The 17287-nt window shown below is 66.6% G+C and carries 16 protein-coding genes; 7 read left to right on the top strand and 9 right to left on the bottom strand.

The genetic code is table 11. The features are described from left to right. Positions 1 to 22: 22 nt before the first annotated feature. The 3 genes from ASC79_RS01890 to ASC79_RS01880 form a co-directional block, all read right to left on the bottom strand. Positions 23 to 334 (bottom strand): copper-binding protein, encoded by a 312-nt coding sequence (locus ASC79_RS01890; protein ID WP_056018868.1) that lies wholly within the window; start codon positions 332 to 334, stop codon positions 23 to 25. Between the two features lie 39 nt (positions 335 to 373). After that, positions 374 to 1180 carry a copper resistance protein B gene (locus tag ASC79_RS01885; protein WP_082531891.1) on the bottom strand — a complete coding sequence of 269 codons (807 nt, stop codon included), beginning with the start codon at positions 1178 to 1180 and terminating at the stop codon, positions 374 to 376. Positions 1181 to 1293: 113 nt separating this feature from the next. Further along, a complete protein-coding gene (locus tag ASC79_RS01880) occupies positions 1294 to 3009 on the bottom strand; it encodes a copper resistance system multicopper oxidase (protein WP_056018857.1) in 1716 nt (571 codons plus the stop codon). 288 nt (positions 3010 to 3297) lie between these two features. Between ASC79_RS01880 and ASC79_RS01875 the strand changes: the two genes are divergently transcribed. Both ASC79_RS01875 and ASC79_RS01870 read left to right on the top strand, forming a co-directional pair. Continuing rightward, entirely contained in the window at positions 3298 to 4125 is an 828-nt protein-coding gene (locus tag ASC79_RS01875) for a flagellin (protein WP_056018853.1), read from the top strand. Positions 4126 to 4216: 91 nt separating this feature from the next. Further along, entirely contained in the window at positions 4217 to 5230 is a 1014-nt protein-coding gene (locus ASC79_RS01870; protein WP_056018850.1) for an LLM class flavin-dependent oxidoreductase, read from the top strand. On the opposite strand, the gene ASC79_RS20640 is transcribed toward ASC79_RS01870, so the two are convergent. Then, on the bottom strand, positions 5227 to 5403 hold the full coding sequence (locus tag ASC79_RS20640; RefSeq protein WP_082531890.1) for a YegP family protein: 177 nt from the start codon (positions 5401 to 5403) through the stop codon (positions 5227 to 5229). The two genes, ASC79_RS01870 and ASC79_RS20640, sit on opposite strands and share 4 nt — an antisense overlap. A gap of 185 nt (positions 5404 to 5588) precedes the next feature. Here ASC79_RS20640 and ASC79_RS01865 point away from each other — a divergent pair, with 185 nt between their 5' ends. From ASC79_RS01865 to mazG, 3 genes are all read left to right on the top strand, one after another. After that, positions 5589 to 6089: a hypothetical protein gene (locus ASC79_RS01865; protein WP_056018848.1), complete on the top strand. Its 501-nt coding sequence runs from the start codon at positions 5589 to 5591 to the stop codon at positions 6087 to 6089. A gap of 93 nt (positions 6090 to 6182) precedes the next feature. Continuing rightward, positions 6183 to 7610, top strand: a complete 1428-nt coding sequence (locus tag ASC79_RS01860) for an MFS transporter (RefSeq protein ID WP_082531889.1) — start codon at positions 6183 to 6185, stop codon at positions 7608 to 7610. Continuing rightward, positions 7585 to 8400 carry a nucleoside triphosphate pyrophosphohydrolase gene (mazG, locus tag ASC79_RS01855; RefSeq protein ID WP_056018842.1) on the top strand — a complete coding sequence of 272 codons (816 nt, stop codon included), beginning with the start codon at positions 7585 to 7587 and terminating at the stop codon, positions 8398 to 8400. Before ASC79_RS01860 ends, mazG begins: the two co-directional genes overlap by 26 nt. Here the strand turns inward: mazG and hflX are convergent. From hflX to ASC79_RS01830, 5 genes are all read right to left on the bottom strand, one after another. Continuing rightward, entirely contained in the window at positions 8397 to 9713 is a 1317-nt protein-coding gene (gene hflX / locus ASC79_RS01850) for a GTPase HflX (RefSeq protein WP_056018840.1), read from the bottom strand. The genes mazG and hflX overlap by 4 nt on opposite strands. Continuing rightward, the gene (hfq, locus tag ASC79_RS01845; protein ID WP_056018837.1) at positions 9710 to 9961 is read right to left on the bottom strand and encodes an RNA chaperone Hfq; all 252 of its coding nucleotides are present in this window, start codon (positions 9959 to 9961) and stop codon (positions 9710 to 9712) included. The genes hflX and hfq overlap by 4 nt, the downstream gene beginning before the upstream one ends. Before the next feature lie 99 nt (positions 9962 to 10060). Next, complete coding sequence (locus ASC79_RS01840; RefSeq protein WP_056018834.1) at positions 10061 to 10924, bottom strand: D-amino-acid transaminase; 864 nt, start codon at positions 10922 to 10924, stop codon at positions 10061 to 10063. Position 10925: 1 nt separating this feature from the next. Beyond that, positions 10926 to 12317 carry a sigma-54 dependent transcriptional regulator gene (locus ASC79_RS01835; protein ID WP_056018831.1) on the bottom strand — a complete coding sequence of 464 codons (1392 nt, stop codon included), beginning with the start codon at positions 12315 to 12317 and terminating at the stop codon, positions 10926 to 10928. Beyond that, positions 12317 to 14554 (bottom strand): PAS domain-containing sensor histidine kinase, encoded by a 2238-nt coding sequence (locus tag ASC79_RS01830; RefSeq protein ID WP_056018829.1) that lies wholly within the window; start codon positions 14552 to 14554, stop codon positions 12317 to 12319. Before ASC79_RS01830 ends, ASC79_RS01835 begins: the two co-directional genes overlap by 1 nt. A gap of 288 nt (positions 14555 to 14842) precedes the next feature. Here ASC79_RS01830 and ASC79_RS01825 point away from each other — a divergent pair, with 288 nt between their 5' ends. Together ASC79_RS01825 and ASC79_RS01820 are read left to right on the top strand one after the other, a co-directional pair. Next, positions 14843 to 15928 carry a 3-deoxy-7-phosphoheptulonate synthase gene (locus ASC79_RS01825; protein WP_056018827.1) on the top strand — a complete coding sequence of 362 codons (1086 nt, stop codon included), beginning with the start codon at positions 14843 to 14845 and terminating at the stop codon, positions 15926 to 15928. Between the two features lie 130 nt (positions 15929 to 16058). Continuing rightward, entirely contained in the window at positions 16059 to 17285 is a 1227-nt protein-coding gene (locus ASC79_RS01820) for a serine hydrolase (RefSeq protein WP_056018821.1), read from the top strand. Positions 17286 to 17287: the final 2 nt, after the last annotated feature.

Raw genomic sequence — 17287 nt, 5'->3', positions numbered from 1 at the left:
GCAAAGCAGGACGTGTCGGGATCTACTGCGGCCGGATGGCGGTGATCGTCTGCCCTTTCAGGTCGAAACGCACCTTGGAGCCGGCCTTGAACTTGGCCAGCATCGCTTTGTCAGCGACCTTGAACGGCATGGTCATCGCCGGCCAGTTCAGCGCCTTGATCGGATCATGAGCGATGGTCACCGACCCGCTCTTGGCGTCGATCTTCTTGAGGACGCCCGTGCCTTCGACAACGCCTGCGGCCGGAACGGCGTGGTCGCCGTGGTCCTGGCCGTGCGCCGAGGCGCCGGATGCGCTGACGCCGAGCGCCGCCAGGGCGATGAGCATGGTCTTCATAGTCGACTCTCCAACAAACTCCGCGCCGAGGCGCGATAGCTAGAACCAGGCGCGAACGCCCACAACGAAACGGGTGTCTTCGGTGCCTTCGCCCGCCGCGCGGGCAAGATCGGCGGTGTCGCCGAACTTCCGCTCGTGGGCGACGCCGATGTAGGGGCCGAACTCCCGCCGGAACTCGTAACGCAGCCGCAGGCCGAGTTCGGCGCTGGTCAGACCAGAGCCGATGCCGAGCTCGCGGACCTCCTGGGCGGCCAGTTCGATCTCGGCGCGGGGCTCGAGGATCAGCTTCTGAGTCAGGCGCAGGTCGTAGGCGCCCTCGAGCCGCGCCGACAGGTCGCCCTTGTTCGACAGGAACGCCGCCCCCTCGAGCTCGAACCAGTACGGCGCGACGCCCTCGAAGCCCACCGTGGCGTAGGTCCGCGAGGGACCCGGCTCGAAGTCGTGACGAACGCCAGCCTGCAGGTCGAAGTACGGCCCGATGGCGCGCGAGTAGAGCACCTGGGCTTCAGCGGAATGCAGATCGCCGCCAAACTCCCCTTCGCCCGCCGACTTCAGGACGAGGCGATTGACGTCGCCGCCGTACCAGAACTCGCCTTCCCACGCGTAGACGTCGTCGCCCGACGTCGGACGCACTTCGGCGGTGCTCAGCATCAGCTTCCAGGCCTTGCCGCCGCCATGCTCCTTGGCGAGTTGCGCGCGGGCCGCGGCCATGGCCTGGCGATCATAGAAGCGCTCGGCAGCGAAGTCGGTCGGCGCCGTCGGAGGCGGCTCGGTTCCGCCCGGCGGAACATTCGCATGCCCGCCCATTGCGTGGCCCGCGGGCGGATCGGCGGCGGGCGCTGGCATGCTGTGCCCGGCATGCGGGTCCGCCACCGCGGGCGCCGGGTGGTCATGATCATGTTGCGCAGCGGTGGGCGTCGCGAGGGCAAACGGCGCGATGGCCGCAACAAGATACCGGCTCACGCGGCGTCTCCTTCCAGGGGACGCACGGTGACGACGTTAAACATGCCGGCATGCATGTGGTAGAGCAGGTGGCAGTGGAAGGCCCAGTCGCCGCGCTCGTCGGCGGTCAAGTCGAACGCCACCTTCCCGCCAGGCAGCACGTTGACAGTGTGCTTTCGCGGATGGCGCCCCGGATTGCCGGTGACGACCTCAAAGAAGTGGCCGTGCAGGTGAATCGGGTGGGCCATCATGGAGTCGTTGACCAGCACAACGCGAACCCGCTCGTTGTAGCGGAACGGGATCGGGTCCTTCAGGTGGCTGTAGCTCACCCCGTCGAAGGCCCACATGAAGCGCTCCATGTTGCCCGTCAGGTGGATCTCCAGCTCTCGCGAGGGCGGCCTGGGATCTGGATTGGGATCCAGCGATACGAGGTCCTTCAGCGTCAGCACCTTGTGACCGACGTCCCCCAAGCCCTGCCCCGGATCTCCGGTGCGATCGGCCGGCATGGGCGAGATCATCTGCACGCCCGGCCCCAGCTTCACCTGCGGCGCATTGCGCGGATCGAGCATCGACATGCCCGAATGGTCCATCTCCATCCCTTCCATGCCGGGCATGGCCGAATGGTCCATGCCCATGTCGCGCATGTTGAGCAGCGGGCGCTTGCGCAGCGGCGGGACCTCTGAGGTCATTCCCAGCCGCGGGGCCAAGGTGGCCCGCCCCATGCCGGAGCGGTCGGCCGCCTCGGCCACGAGCGTATAGGCGCGATCGTCGGTCGGTTGGACGACGATGTCGTAGGTCTCGGCCGGCGCGATCTGGAACTCTTGGACGTCCACGGGCACGATGTTCTGCCCGTCCGCCTGCACGACACTGAGCTTCAGCCCGGGGATACGGACGTTGAAGATGGTCATCGCGCCGGCGTTCACGAACCGCAGGCGCACGCGCTCGCCCGGCGTGAACAGGCCCGTCCAGTTGTCCTTTGGCCCGTGGCCGTTGATCAGGAAGGTGTAGGTGGACCCTGTCACGTCCAGGACGTCGGTCGGGTCCATCAGCATCCTGGACCACTCCTTGCGGTCCTTGAACGACTGGTCCTGGCCCTTCAGCAGCCCCGCGACCGTCTGCTTCTGCATGTTGAAGTAGCCGGCGTGCGCCTTCAACTTCCTGAAAATCTCGTGCGGATGCAGGAAGCTGTAGTCGGACAGCACGATGACGTGCTCGCGATCGTACCGGACTGGGTCCTCGCCCGCCGGGTCGATGACGATGGGGCCGTAGTGGCCCATCTGCTCCTGCAGCCCTGAGTGGCTGTGATACCAGTAGGTCCCCGCCTGGCGGACCTTGAACTCGTAGTCGAACGTCTCGCCGGGCTTGATGCCCGGAAAGCTGACGCCGGGCACACCGTCCATCTCGAACGGCAGGAGCAGACCGTGCCAGTGGATCGAGGTGTCCTCCTCCAAGGTGTTGGTCACCGACAGACGAACCGTCTGCCCTTCCTTCAGCCGCACCAGAGGGGCCGGCACGGTGCCATTGACGGTGATCGCGTGCCCGGCGCGTCCGTCGACCTTGAACGGCGTGTGGCCGACCTTCAGCGCGATCGTCTCGCCCGAGACCGTCGGCAGGCTGCTGGCGATCCCCGGGGTCCCACTCTGAGCCCACGCAGGCAGGAAGGTGCTCAGCGCCGCGCCGCCGCCCAGCGCAGACGCGCCCCTCAGCAGTTGACGTCGATCGAGATCCTTCATGGGCGGCCCTTAAATTCGCAAGCGTGACTCGCGCCACGCGTGAGCGCGCCGACGGGTCGGATACAAGTCGTGTCAGTCATCGCCGGGAGGAAACAGCTTCCCATCATAGGAGGGTCAACAGGTCAATTTCGTCCGGCGGACGAATCCTTCGCCCCGGCGCGGCGGGGGCGCGGCGACCGTTAGCCAAGACCGGTAACGAAGCAGCAAGGCCGTACACCCAAAGACTGTCGTGGGGCAAAACGCCCTGCGGACTGCTTCAGGTCTGCTCCCTGGAAACGAGGCTTCGTCATGCCGCTGAACAGCGTCAATACGAACACCAGCGCCATGATTGCGCTGCAGAGCCTCAACGCGATCAGTTCGGAATACGCCCAGGTCCAGCGTCGGATCTCCACCGGGCTGAAGATCGCCGGTCCCAAGGACAATCCAGCGATCTGGGCCATCGCCCAGAACATGCGCGCAGAATCGAAGTCTCTCGACGCGGTCATGAGCTCGCTTCAGCGCGGGCAATCCGTCGTCGACACGGCGATGACCGCCGGCGAGACCATCTCCGACATCCTCTCCCAGATGAAGGAAAAGGCGCTAGCCGCCACGGAAGCCGGCCTCAGCACCGCCAGCCGCCAGGCCCTCAGCGACGAGTACGTCGCCCTGCGCCGCCAGATCGACCTCGTGGCCTCCAACGCCAGCTTCGACGGCGTGAACCTGATTTCAGCCGGTTCGACAGGCGACATTCGGGCCCTCGCGAACACCAAGGCCTCGGTCACGATCAACGTCGACCACATCGACCTGTCCACCACCGGCGCGGCGGTCTCCTCAACCCTCGCCGACCTCATGGGCGGCGTCACGTCCGCCGACATCAAGGCGCTCGAAACGTCGTCGCAGAAGGTGTCCGGCGCGCTGTCGAAACTCGGTGTCGGAGCCAAGTCGCTCGATCGCCAGCTCGAGATGAGCTCCAAGCTGCAGGACAGCTACGACTCCGGCATCGGCAACCTGGTCGACGCCGACTTGGCCAAGGAAAGCGCCCGACTGAAGGCGCTGGAGGTCAAGATGCAGCTGGCCATCCAAGCATTGCGAATCGCGAACCAGACCCCGTCCCTGCTGCTTTCGCTGTTCCGATAACGGTTTCGATCGGGCGCCTTGGCCTTACGAACTTTGCGCACAGCAAAGCATGATCACTCGCAGCGGCGGCTAAAGCGCCTATATCGCGCAGATGGTTGATCTCTCGGTTCTCGATCTCTCTCCGATCGTCGTAGGCGGCGACGCCGCCCAGTCGCTGCGCAACTCCCGCGACCTGGCGCAGCATGCAGAGCGGTTCGGATACAAGCGCTACTGGCTGGCCGAGCATCACAACATGGCCGGCGTCGCCAGCGCCGCCACCTCCGTCGTGATCGGCTACGTGGCCGAAGGCACCTCGACCATCCGCGTCGGCGCCGGGGGCATCATGCTGCCGAACCACGCCCCGCTGGTGATCGCCGAACAGTTCGGAACCCTGGCCTCGCTCTATCCTGGCCGTATCGACCTGGGGCTGGGGCGCGCCCCCGGGTCCGACCAGGCGACGGCTCGCGCCCTGCGTCGCACGCTGGCCGGCGACATCGACGACTTCCCGCGCGATGTGATCGAACTGATGAACTACTTCGAGCCGGTGAAGCCCGGACAGCTCATCCGGGCGGTCCCCGGCGCGGGCCTGGATGTGGAATTCTGGATGCTGGGTTCCAGCACCTACGGCGCGCAACTCGCTGCGGCCCTGGGGCTTCCGTACGCCTTCGCCTCCCACTTCGCTCCTGCTCAGCTCGAACTGGCGCTGAATGTCTATCGCAGCCAGTTCCGGCCGTCGGAGCACCTGGACAAGCCCCGCGTGATGCTGGGCGTGAACATCACCGCCGCGGACACCGACGCCGAGGCGCAACGGCTCTTCACCTCCCTGAAGCAGGCGTTCATCAACCTGGGCCAGGGCCGCCCAGGCCCGCTGCCGGCCCCGGTCGACGATCCAGACGGTCGGCTGGACGAGATGGGCGGCGCCATGCTGCGCCAGAGCTTGAGCTGTTCGATCGTTGGCTCGCCCGAGCGTGTGCGTCAGGGTCTTGCCGACTTCGTCCGCCGCACCGGGGCCGACGAGTTGATGGTCACGGCGCAGGTCTATGACCATTCCGCGCGCGTGCGGTCGTTCGAGATCGCCGCCCAGGCGCGCGATGAACTCGCCCGCCTGGCCGACGCGTCTGCTTAGCTGTTGTCTTCGACCGGAGCGTCCGGACCGTTCTTCTTCATGGAGTCGATGGCGTTCTGGGCGCTGGCCTTCGAAGAGTAGCCTTCGGTCGAGAACATCGTTTCGCTGTTGTACTTGAAGCGGACCCGGAACTCGCCGGCCTTGTCTTTGTAGATTTCGAACTTATGCGCCACAGGTCGTCTCCATTTGACGATTGAACATGCCCAGCCCCAGCAAGGAGACTTGGGCGCCGGCCCCTTGAGGTCAAGCCTGATCCCGGGCCGCGCGCCACACTAAGGCCACGCTTGAATGATGGCTTTGCGACAGGCGGTCGTGCGCCCCATCTAAGACTGTATCGCCCCTTCCCTTGGAGCCAGTTATGCGCGCCCTGCTTTTCACCGCCTTCGCCACCTTCGCGCTCGTCGGTTCGGCTCTCGCCGAGCCCATGCCCACCGTCGCCAGCGTCGAGGTCAAGCTCAGCCCCGAGCTGCAGAAGAAGGCCGCCGAGGAATACGGCGTCCGCGACGTGGAGCGCCTGGCGACCGAGCTGCGCAAGGACGTTGAACGCGAAATGCACCGCACCGGCGTCCTGGCCGGCGGCCGCCTGGAGCTGACCCTCGTGGACGCGCGCCCGAACCGCCCGACCTTCAAGCAACTCGGCGACAAGCCCGGCCTCTCGATGGAGAGCTTCGGCACCGGCGGCGCCAAGATCGAGGGCCGCGCCATTTCGGTCGACGGCGAGGTCACCCCCGTACGTTACGACTGGTACGAAACCGACATCCGACAGTCGCGCCTGACCACGACCTGGTCGGACGCCGAGTACGCCATTGGCCGCTTCGCCTACCAATTGGGCCGCGGCAATGTGTACGCCCGCCGATAACGCCGATAGGCCTTGCCACCCCTGGGGCTGAGGGTTCACATCGCGCCGCTCGTCGGACGCCAGTAGATCCGAAAGCGCTAAGGGATGAGTGAAATGACCGCTCAGAAGGCGGAACGGCGTTCCAATTGGACACTGGCTGCGCTCGCTGCTCCGTGTCTCCCTCTGGCTGGCCTTGGCCTGCCGCTCGTTGTCTATCTGCCCGAATACTACGCCAACGAGCTCGGCCTCAGCCTCACCGCGGTCGGCACCGCCTTCATGCTCGTGCGGCTGCTGGACATGGCCTTCGACCCCTATATCGGCGGGGTCATGGACCGGACCCGTTCGCGGTTCGGACGCTTCAAGCTGTGGTTCGCCATCAGCGCGCCGATCCTGATGCTGGCCTCCTACATGCTGTTCATGGCCAAGCCAGGGGTCTCATCGCTCTACCTCTGGATCTGGCTGCTGGTGGTCTATGCCGGCGTCTCGATCGCCGGCCTCTCGCAACTGGCCTGGGCCGCCGTCCTATCCCCGCAATATGACCAGCGATCGCGCATCTATGCCTGGTGGCAGGCCGGCAACGTGGTCGGGATGATCTTCGTCCTCACCCTGCCCGCCCTGCTGCCGCTGCTCGGCGTGACCGGCCACGGCGCCGGCGTCCAGGCGATGGGCTGGTTCATCGTCATTCTCATGCCGATCACCGTGGCGCTTGCGCTATGGCGGGTGCCTGAGCCGAAGGTCACCTCCGAGGTCCGAAAGTCGGGCTTCCGCGAGTACCTGGCGCTCTTCAAGCGCCCGACCGTGGTCCGCATCCTGGTCGCGGACCTGCTGATCGGCACCGGGCCCGCCATCACCGGCGCGCTGTTCTTCTTCTTCTTCGGCCGCGTGAAGGGTTTCACCCACACCGAGGCCAGCCTGCTGCTGCTGATCTACTTCATCGGCGGCCTGGTCGGCGCCCCGCTCTGGACCTGGCTCTCCTACAAGATCTCCAAGCACAAGGCGCTCGCCGTGTCCGGGATCGTTTATGCGGGCCTCACCCTCTGCTCGCTGGCCATTCCGCAAGGCGCGATGCTGCCGGCGGCGACGCTGATGTTCATGATCGGCGTCCCCTATGCAGCCGGCGCCTTCCTGCTGCGCGCCATGATGGCCGACATCGGCGACGAGGAGCGGCTGGCCAGCGGCGTGGACCGTACGGGCCTGCTCTACGCCATCCTCTCGGGCACCGTGAAGGTCGGCTCGGCCGCCGCGGTGGGGATCAGCTTCCCGCTGCTGCAGTTCATGGGCTTCGATCCGAAGGGCCAGGGCGTTGACACTGGCCTGCAGGGCCTGGCGATCCTGTTCGCGGCGGTACCTGCGGCCATGTCGATCGCCGCCAGCGTGATCATCTGGCGCTTTCCGCTCACCTCCGAACGCCACGCGGAGATTCGTGCCGCCCTGGCGGCTCGGGATATGAAGGAACCCGGCCTCGCCGAGGCCGCCCCGGAAATGGGCTCCGAGCCGAAGATCACCGAAGAGATCCATGTCGCGACCCGACCAGCCGAGTAACGAGCGTCCCATCGATCGCCTCCTCTCCATCATGGCGAGGCTGCGCGATCCCGATGGGGGGTGCGCCTGGGACCTCGAACAGACCTTCGCGACCATCGCGCCCTACACGGTCGAAGAAGCCTACGAAGTCGCCGACGCCATCGAGCGCGGCGACCTCAGCGATCTGCGCGAAGAACTCGGCGACCTGCTGCTGCAGGTCGTCTTCCACAGCCGCATGGCGCAGGAGCAAGGTGCCTTCGCCTTCGACGATGTGGCCAACGCCATCTCCGAGAAGATGATCCGCCGCCATCCGCACGTCTTCGGTGAAGACGAACAGCGGACCAGCGCCGAGCAGACCCGCGCCTGGGAAGTCATCAAGGCCCAGGAGCGCGCCACCAAGGGCAAGAACCAGAGCCTGTTGGACGACGTCCCAACCGGCCTGCCCGCCCTCACCCGCGCTGTGAAGCTGACCGCCCGCGCCGCGCGTGTCGGCTTTGACTGGCCCGACGTCTCGTTCGTCCTCGACAAGCTGCGCGAGGAAACGGCCGAACTCGAGGTCGAGATCGCCAACGGCCGCGACATCGGCCGGATGCGAGACGAGCTCGGCGACATCCTGTTCGTCTGCGCCAATCTCGCCCGCAAGCTCGAGCTTGAGCCGGAGGACGCCCTGCGGTCCACCAACGCCAAGTTCGCCCGGCGCTTCCAGTTCATCGAGGCTGAGCTCGCCAAGCGCGGAAAGACCGCCGACCAGTCGGACCTCGAAGAAATGGACGCGCTCTGGGACGCGGCGAAGGCGGCCGAGAAGGCCTAGAGCGCCGTCAGATCGGCCTTCGGGAACTGCTGCTCGAACTGTCCCAGGGCCTGGGCGTTGAGCCGCACGGCGATGCGGACGCCGCCGTCTTCCTCATCAAAGCGGTCCATGACCCGGCCGTGCCGGTAGAGCCAGGCCACCGCCGCGCCGTCGGCGGCGGTGAGCCGCACGGACACCGGCGGCGCATCGTCCACCAACCGTGCGATCGCCGCCAACAGCGCCTCGCATCCCTCACCGCTCGCCGCCGAGACCATAACCGCAGGCGGGTGGTGACGACGGGCGTCGCCGGCCACATCCTCACGGACCTCCGGCTCTAGAAGGTCGGCCTTGTTCCAGACCTCGATGACGTTGCGCTCTGCGACATCAATGCCGAGACGGTTCAGCACCGTCCGCACGTCCTCGGCCTCCGCCTCGGTTTCTTCGCTGGCGATGTCGCGGACGTGCAGGATGACGTCGGCTTCCTTCACCTCTTCCAGGGTGGCGCGGAACGACTCGACCAGTTCGTGCGGCAGGTCGGAGATGAAGCCCACCGTGTCCGACAGAATCGCGGGCCGACCATCGGGCAGGTCGAGCATCCGCAAGGTCGGGTCGAGAGTCGCAAACAGCATGTCCGCCGCCATCACGTCCGCCTTGGTAAGGCGGTTGAACAGCGTCGACTTGCCGGCATTGGTGTAGCCGACCAAGGCCACGGCAGGGAATGGATGGCGCTGGCGCGCGCCGCGCTGAAGGTTGCGCGTGCGACGCACCTCGACCAGTTCGCGCTTCAGCTTGCCGATCTTCTCCGCCAGCAGCCGGCGGTCGGTCTCGATCTGGGTTTCGCCGGGACCGCCCATGACACCGAAGCCGCCGCGCTGACGTTCCAGGTGGGTCCAGGTGCGGACCAGGCGCGAGCGCTCATACGAGAGCCGGGCCAGTTCGACCTGCAGGATCCCTTCCCGGGTCCTGGCGCGCCGCGCGAATATCTCGAGGATCATGCCGGTGCGGTCCATGACCTTCACCTGCCAGGCCTTTTCGAGATTGCGCTGCTGGACCGGCGTCAGGGCGTCATCGACCACGGCGACGTCGACCTTGAGCTGGAAGCAGAGCTCCCCGATCTCATCGACCTTGCCGCTGCCGAACAGCGTCGCAGGCGTGCGCTTGCGCAGGGGCGCGATGATCGCGTCCCGGATTTCCAGGTCGAGCGCCAGAGCGAGGCCTACGGCCTCGTCCAGGCGCGCCTGAGAGCTGCGCGCGGAGTCGCGGCCGTCACGCTGGGGATGAATGACTAGCGCCCCCTGAGGGGGCGCTTCACGTTCGATGGACTTGGAAGTCAATCGGCCTCGTCTTCCGCCGGCTCATACAGTTGAACGGGCTGCGCCGGCATGATGGTGGAAATGGCGTGCTTGTAGACCAGTTGCGACTGACCGTCGCGACGCAGGAGCACGCAGAAATTATCGAACCAGCTCACGACACCCTGAAGCTTCACGCCGTTGACCAGGAAAATGGTCAGCGGGGTCTTCGATTTACGGACGCTGTTTAGGAACGTGTCCTGGAGATTCTGTTTCTTTTCGTTGCCGGACATGGCTTTTCGCCCTTTTTCTGATCGGGAGGCAACACGCCCCCCACACACATGCATGAGGCTAGACCGGCGACAGTGACCGGCGCAATCGCGCCGCTCGCTTCAGACCGCCGTCGCCCTCGCGCGCTCGATATAGAGGCGACGGAGCTTCATCGCCACCGGTCCGACCACACCATTTCCAATTGGCTTGTCATCGACGGCCACAACCGGCAGCACGAGACTGCCTGCCCCGGTGATGAACGCCTCCTTTGCCGACGCCGCCTCTTCGGGCGTGAACGGCCGCTCATCCACCTGCATGCCTTCGTCGTGGAGCACGTCCAGGAGGGTCCTGCGGGTCACCCCGCGCAGGATGTTCGCATTGGTGTCGCGGGTGCGCAGAACGCCGTCGGCGTCGATGATCCAGGCGTTGGAGGAAGCCCCCTCAGTCACGAAGCCCAGCTCGTCGACGAACCACGCCTCAGCCGCACCGCGCTCCTTGGCGGCCTGCTTGGCCAGCGCGTTGGGCAGCAGCCCGACCGTCTTGATGTCGCAGCGTCCCCAGCGGTTCTCCGGGGTGGTGACGACCTTCACGCCCTTGGCCGCCTTGGCCTCCGTAGTCGCACGGTCCACGGGCGAGACGGTGATCACGACGCTCGGCGCGACCGGCTGGTCGGGGAATGCGTGCCCACGCGGCGCGACGCCACGGCCGACCTGAAGATACAGCAGCCCCTCTCGGACCCGATTGCGGCGGACCGCCTCACGCAGAACGATGGTGAGCGCCGCCCGGCTCATGGGCATCGGGATGCTCAGTTCGCCCAGGCTCCGTTCGAGGCGCGCGAAGTGGCCTTCCGCGTCCGCGAGTTTGCCGTCGAACAGGGCCCAGACCTCATAGACGGCGTCAGCCAGCTGATAGCCGCGGTCCTCGATGTGCACCACGGCCTCGCCGTGCCGCACGAACTGGCCGTTCACATAGGCGATACGCCCCACCCTATGCGTCCTCTTCTTCCATAGGCCTGGCGCCCGACAGGCCCAGGGACTTCAGCTTGCGGTGCAGGGCCGAGCGCTCCATGCCGATGAAAGCCGCGGTCCGCGAGATGTTGCCCGAGAAGCGCAGCATCTGGGCGTTCAGGTATTCCCGCTCGAACACCTCGCGCGCCTCCCGCAGCGGCAGGGCGATGATCTTCTCAGCCCCAAGGTTCGAGGGCTGATCGTTCACCACGGCGTCGTTCGGCAGCATCTCGGCGCTGATCGGCTCAGCGGGATCTCCAGACGCCAGGATCAGCATCCGTTCGACGTTGTTGCGCAGCTGGCTGAGATTGCCCGGCCAGCCGCGAACCTGCAGCGCGGCCAGCGCGTCGTCCGCCAGGCGCCGACGCGGCATGCCCGTGGCCTCGCAGATGCGGTTGACGAAGTAGTCGATCAGTTCCGGGATATCCTCGCGACGCTCCGACAGACCGGGCACGCTCACCGGCACGACGTTGAGCCGATGGAAGAGATCCTCGCGAAAACGGCCCGCATTGATCTCCTCGCGCAGATCGCGGCAGGTCGAGGAGACCACCCGAACATCCACCTGCACGTCCTGCTCTCCGCCGACACGGCGGAATCGCTGCTCCACCAGGACCCGCAGAATACGGCTCTGGGTCTCGCGCGGCATGTCCGCCACTTCATCGAGGTATAGCGTTCCGCCATGGGCCCGCTCGAAGACGCCGATCTTGGCCGGACGTCCGCCCTCGTGCTCCTCGCCGAACAGCTCGGTGTCGACCCGCTCGGGGGTCATGCCCGCCGCGCTGATCACCACGAACTCATTGCGTGCGCGAGGGCTGGCCGAGTGGATCAGCCGCGCCACCGTCTCCTTGCCCGAGCCTGGCGGGCCGGCGATCAGCACCCGGCTGTTGGCCGAGGCCAGCTTGGCGATCAGACCCCGCAGTTGCTGGGTGACGACCGACTTGCCGATCAGGCCGTCAGGCTGGATCGTCTGGGCCCGCAGGCGGCGGTTCTCGCGCTTAAGGTTGCTGGTCTCCAGCGCACGCTCGACGCAAAGCAGCAACCGATCCGACTTGAACGGCTTTTCCAGGAACTCGTATGCGCCGCGCTTGATCGCGCTGACCGCCGTCTCGATGTTGCCGTGCCCCGAGATCATGATCACCGGAATGTCGGCGTCGAGCGTCTTGACCAGATCCAGCAGCTCCAGCCCGTCCATGCCCCCGCCCTGCATCCAGATGTCCAGGATCAGCAGGGCCGGCTTGCGCGACTTGATGGCCGCCAGCGCGCTCTCGGAGTCGTTGGCCGTGCGCACTGCATAGCCTTCGTCCGAGAGAATGCCGGCCACGAGCTCGCGGATGTCCGCCTCGTCATCGACCACCAGAACATCAGCCGCCATCACATCACTCCTGCGTCATGAGCCGTCGATGGCTCAGGTCCGGCGGAGACGCCGGACCGGGCCTGCGCCGCCGTGGGAAGTTTCAGGACCGCACGGGCGCCGCGCCCGCCGGTCGCATCGGTCAGAATCAGTTCGCCGCCGTGGTCTTCCAGGATGCGCTTGACGATCGCCAAGCCCAGCCCTGTGCCCTTCTCGCGGGTCGTCACATAGGGCTCCGTCAGCCGGTCGCGGTCCTTGTCCGGCAGCCCGACACCGTTGTCCTCGACGATCACCTGCACGCCCTGCTCGTCGGAGACCAACCGCGCGGTGATCCTGCCCTTGGGTTCAGGATCGGCCGCGACCCGGGCCGAAACCGCCTCGGCCGCGTTCTTGAGGATGTTGGTCAGAGCCTGGGCCAGCATCCGCCCGTCCGCCACCAGCTTCACCTCCGGCGTCGGATCAAGCAACTCGACATCGATGTCCGGACTGGCCACGCGCTGGGCGAACACCGCCGCGCGGACCAATTCAGCGCCGTCCTGCTCGGCGAACTTCGGCGCCGGCATGCGCGCGAAAGACGAAAATTCATCGACCATCCGGCCAATGCCGTCGACCTGGCGCACGATCGTGTCGGTGCAGCGGTCGAAGGTCTCCAGATCCTCCTCCGACACGTCCTTGCGGAACTTCCGGCGCAGGCGCTCGGCCGACAGCTGGATCGGCGTCAGCGGGTTCTTGATCTCATGGGCGATGCGCCGGGCGACATCGCGCCAGGCGGCGTTGCGCTGCGCCGACACCAGCCGGGTGATATCGTCAAAGGTCAGCACCAGTCCGCCTTCCGAGCGGCTGGCCCGCACGCGCAGGCGGTGCGTCTCGCGCGCTCGCGCGACATCCACCTCTTCTTCGGCCTCACCCACCGCGTCGGCCCGCTCGGCGATCGCCACGAATTCTGGCGCGACGTCCTGCAAGCGACGGCCGCTGGTCTGGCCCTCGGCCAGGTCGAGGAGGATACGGGCCTGGCGGTTCACCGCCGAGATCCGGCCGTCGGAGTCTAGGCCGATGACCCCGGCCGACACCTCCGCCAGCACCGTCTCGATGAACTGCCGGCGCTCTTCGGCCTCGTCCCCGGCCCGCTTCAGCGCGGCCTGCTGCGCCTGAAGATCGTGAGTCATGCTATTGAAAGCACGGGACAAGACCGCCAGCTCTTCGGGATCCCTGGACGTGTCGACGCGGGCGTCCAAATCGCCGCCGGCGACACGCCCCGCGGCCTGCACCAGGCGTCCGACCGGCGCCGAGATGGCGCTCGCCGCGCCCATGCCCAGCCACACGGCGCCGACCAGGACCAGCATCGCCGTCTCGATGTAGGAAAGCGCGAAAACCCGTTGAATTCGCGCGCGACTTTCCGCCGCCTCGCGATACGCGGTGACCGCCCGATCAGCCTCGTGCAGCTGCGTCACGATGCCCGCCTGCACCGGGCGGGTGACATAGAGGTAGGCGTCCGGATAGGCCGCAAGCCGCGACAGCGCCCTCGTCAGGTTCGGGGACACTGAAATGGAGCCCTGGTCCGCGGCGGCGAAACTCGAGGGCGGCGGCACCTGGAAGGGCGCAGCGTCCACCGACTCGGCCCGCGCCAGGATCCGCCCCTCGCGGTCGATGAGATAGGCTGCGGGAAAGGCGTGATACGACGCCTGATAGGCCAGGAAGTGCGTGAAGGTGACCGGGCTGAGCTGCAGCGCCGGCGCGGCGCGATTGAGGTCCGCGGCCATCAAGGTCACGTGCTCGTCGATGAACTGGTTCTGGTCCTCGACGTAAGAACGCATCACGGTCGCCGAATTCTCGACCACCGTCTGGACCCGCTCGGAGAACCAGTTCTCCACGCCGCGGTTGACCAGCACCGTATAGAACAGCGCCACGACCATGGCCGGAGCCACCGCGGCCAGCGCGAACAAGGTGACAAAGCGGACGTGCAGCCGCGCTGCGGGGTCCGTGGACCGCGCCCGCAGCATCGTCGTCACCCGGAAGCCGACCTGAACGGCCAGCGCCAGGATCAGCACCAGGTTCAGCGCCAGGATCGCCAGAATGTTCTTCGATGCCGGCGCCAGCGGCCCGGTTTCGGGCGGCGAGGCTGCGAGCAGAATGGCGACAGCGGTCAGAACCGCCGCCAGGGCGTAGCCCCCGCCAAGCACATAGCGTGATTGCAGCGCCCGCCAGAACCGCGCGGCGGGCGTCGCGTGAGTTCCGCCATCGTGACTCAAGAACGCCATTGTCTGGGGAACCTAATGGGCTGTGCCCCAAATTCAACAGTGATGTTGCGCTCAAGCTTCACAGTTGGTTGGGGATGACAGCGCCGATCGGGTGCGCTATCGGTTGCCGCGATGATCCTCGCCACCAGCCAATATTCGTTTTGGTATTTTGGCTATTCCGATGCCGCTGGCGGAGGAAGGGGATCGCGCGACAGTACGCTGTCATAAGACGCAAGACCCACCCAGCCGCCAGCATCTGGCGGCTTTTCTTTTGCGCCGCCGGAAACTGAAACACCCCGGAGCGCATCAGTGACCACCGACGACCTACGCATCATCGACATCAAGCCCCTCGCCTCGCCGGCGCAGGTGATGGGAGACCTCCCCGCCAGCGACGACATCGGCGCGCTTGTGTCGGGTTCCCGACATAAAATTCACCAGATTCTTCACGGGTCCGACGACCGGCTGGTGGTGGTGATCGGCCCCTGCTCGATTCACGATCCCGCCGCCGCCATGGACTATGCGCGACGACTGGCCGCACAACGTGCGCGTTTCGAGGGACAACTCGAGATCGTCATGCGGGTCTATTTCGAGAAGCCGCGCACCACCGTCGGCTGGAAGGGCCTGATCAACGACCCGCACCTGGACGGCACGTTCCGCATCGACGAGGGCCTGCCGCTCGCGCGCAAGCTGCTGCTGGAGGTGAACGCCCTGGGCCTTCCCGCGGCGGTCGAATTCCTCGACGTCACCACGCCCCAGTACCTGGCTGACCTGGTGGCTTGGGGCGCGATCGGCGCGCGCACCACCGAGAGCCAGATTCACCGGGAGATGGCCTCCGGCCTCTCGTGCCCGATCGGGTTCAAGAACGGCACCGACGGCAACCTGCGCATCGCCGTCGACGCCGTGAAGGCGGCCAGCCAGCCGCATCATTTCCTGGCCATCGGCAAGGACGGACGCGCGGCCATCGCCGCGACCCGCGGCAATGACGACAGCCACGTCGTCCTGCGTGGCGGCAAAACTCCGAACTACGACGCGGCCGGTGTCGCGGCGGCGTGCGCCGAACTCGCCGCCAGCGGCCTGCGCCAGAGCCTGATCATCGACGTCAGCCACGCCAACAGCAGCAAGAAGCCCGAGAACCAGCCGGCGGTCACCCGTGACGTCGCCGCCCAGGTTTCCGCCGGCGACCAGCGCATCGCCGGCGTGATGATCGAGAGCCACCTGGTGGCCGGCCGTCAGGACCTCGTCGACGGCCAGCCCCTGGTCTACGGCCAGAGCATCACCGACGGCTGCATCGATTGGGACACCTCTGTCGAGTTGCTCGAGGAACTGGCCATGGCGGTCGAAGCTCGGCGCCGCGTCCGCGCCGCCAGCCCGGCCAGCGAGACCGCGAAGGCGTGAGCCAACGGGTTGGGGGCCGCCGGGGCGGTCTCCAACCCAATTCGTTTGGGCCAGGCTATTCGGGGCTTGGCGCAGGTTGACGGTTCGGCTCTGTTGGCGTCCGCCCCGACGCCAACGCCCAGGACCCCATATGGCCGATCCCCGCTCCCTTGGCTTCTCGCCCGATCGCCTCGCCAGGCTCGACCGCTTCATCACCGAGAAATACCTGCAGACCGGCCGCATGCCGTGCGCCCAGGTCGTGATCTCCCGGCACGGCGAGATCGTGCACGAGTTCGTCGGCGGCAAACGTGACCTTGCGCGCGGGCTGGCCAGCGAGGCCGACACCATCTTCCGCATCTATTCGATGACCAAGCCGATCACCTCGATCGCCTTCATGATGCTGGTCGAGGAAGGCAAGGTCGCGCTTGACGATCCGGTCCATCGCTTCATTCCCGAGTGGGCCAACCTCGGCGTCTTCAGCGCTGGCGTCACCGGCGGCTTCCTGACTAGGCCCGTGGCGCGCCCGATGCAGATGGTCGATCTGCTGCGTCATACGTCGGGCCTGACCTACGGCTTCCAGAACCGCACCAATGTCGACGCCGCCTATCGCAAGGCCGGCGTCGGCGAGATCGGCAGCACGCTGCCGCTCGACGACATGATCGCGACGCTGGGAACACTGCCGCTGGAGTTCTCCCCCGGCGAGGCGTGGAACTACTCGGTGTCGACTGATGTGCTCGGCTATCTGGTCGGCAAGATCTCCGGGATCCCCTTCGAGCAGTTCTTGCAGGAACGGATCTTCTCGCCGCTCGGCATGACCGACACCGGCTTCCAGGTGCGCGACGGCCAGGGCGGCCGGTTCGCCTCCTGCTACAACGCCACGCCCAAGGGCGGCCTCGATCTGCAGGACGACGCGACCAAGAGCGACTATCTGCGCCCGCCGTCCTTGGTGTCCGGCGGCGGCGGCCTTGTCTCGACCGCGGCTGACTACATGAAGTTCTGCCAGATGCTGTTGGACCGCGGCGCCTGCGGCGAACATCACCTCATCGCGCCCAAGACCCTTGACCTGATGACGGTCAATCACCTGCCGGACGGCAAGGACCTGACGCAGCTCTCGCGCTCACTGTTCTCCGAGGCGACCAACGCCGGCGTCGGCTTCGGCCTGGGCTTTGCGGTGGTGCAGGATGCGCCTCGCACGCTCGTGCCCTGCAGCGACGGCGAGTTCTATTGGGGCGGCGCGGCCAGCACCGCCTTCTGGGTGGATCCGGCCGAGGACCTCTCGGTCGTGTTCATGACCCAGGTGCTGCCCTCGTCGGCCTATCCCATCCGGCGAGAGCTGCGCACCTTGGTCTATTCGGCGCTGGTCGAACCCGACGCCTGACG

This window comes from Phenylobacterium sp. Root1290, from assembly GCF_001425305.1.
In the GTDB taxonomy this organism is placed as follows: Bacteria; Pseudomonadota; Alphaproteobacteria; order Caulobacterales; family Caulobacteraceae; genus Phenylobacterium.
This window is presented reverse-complemented; position numbering and strand designations above follow the sequence as displayed.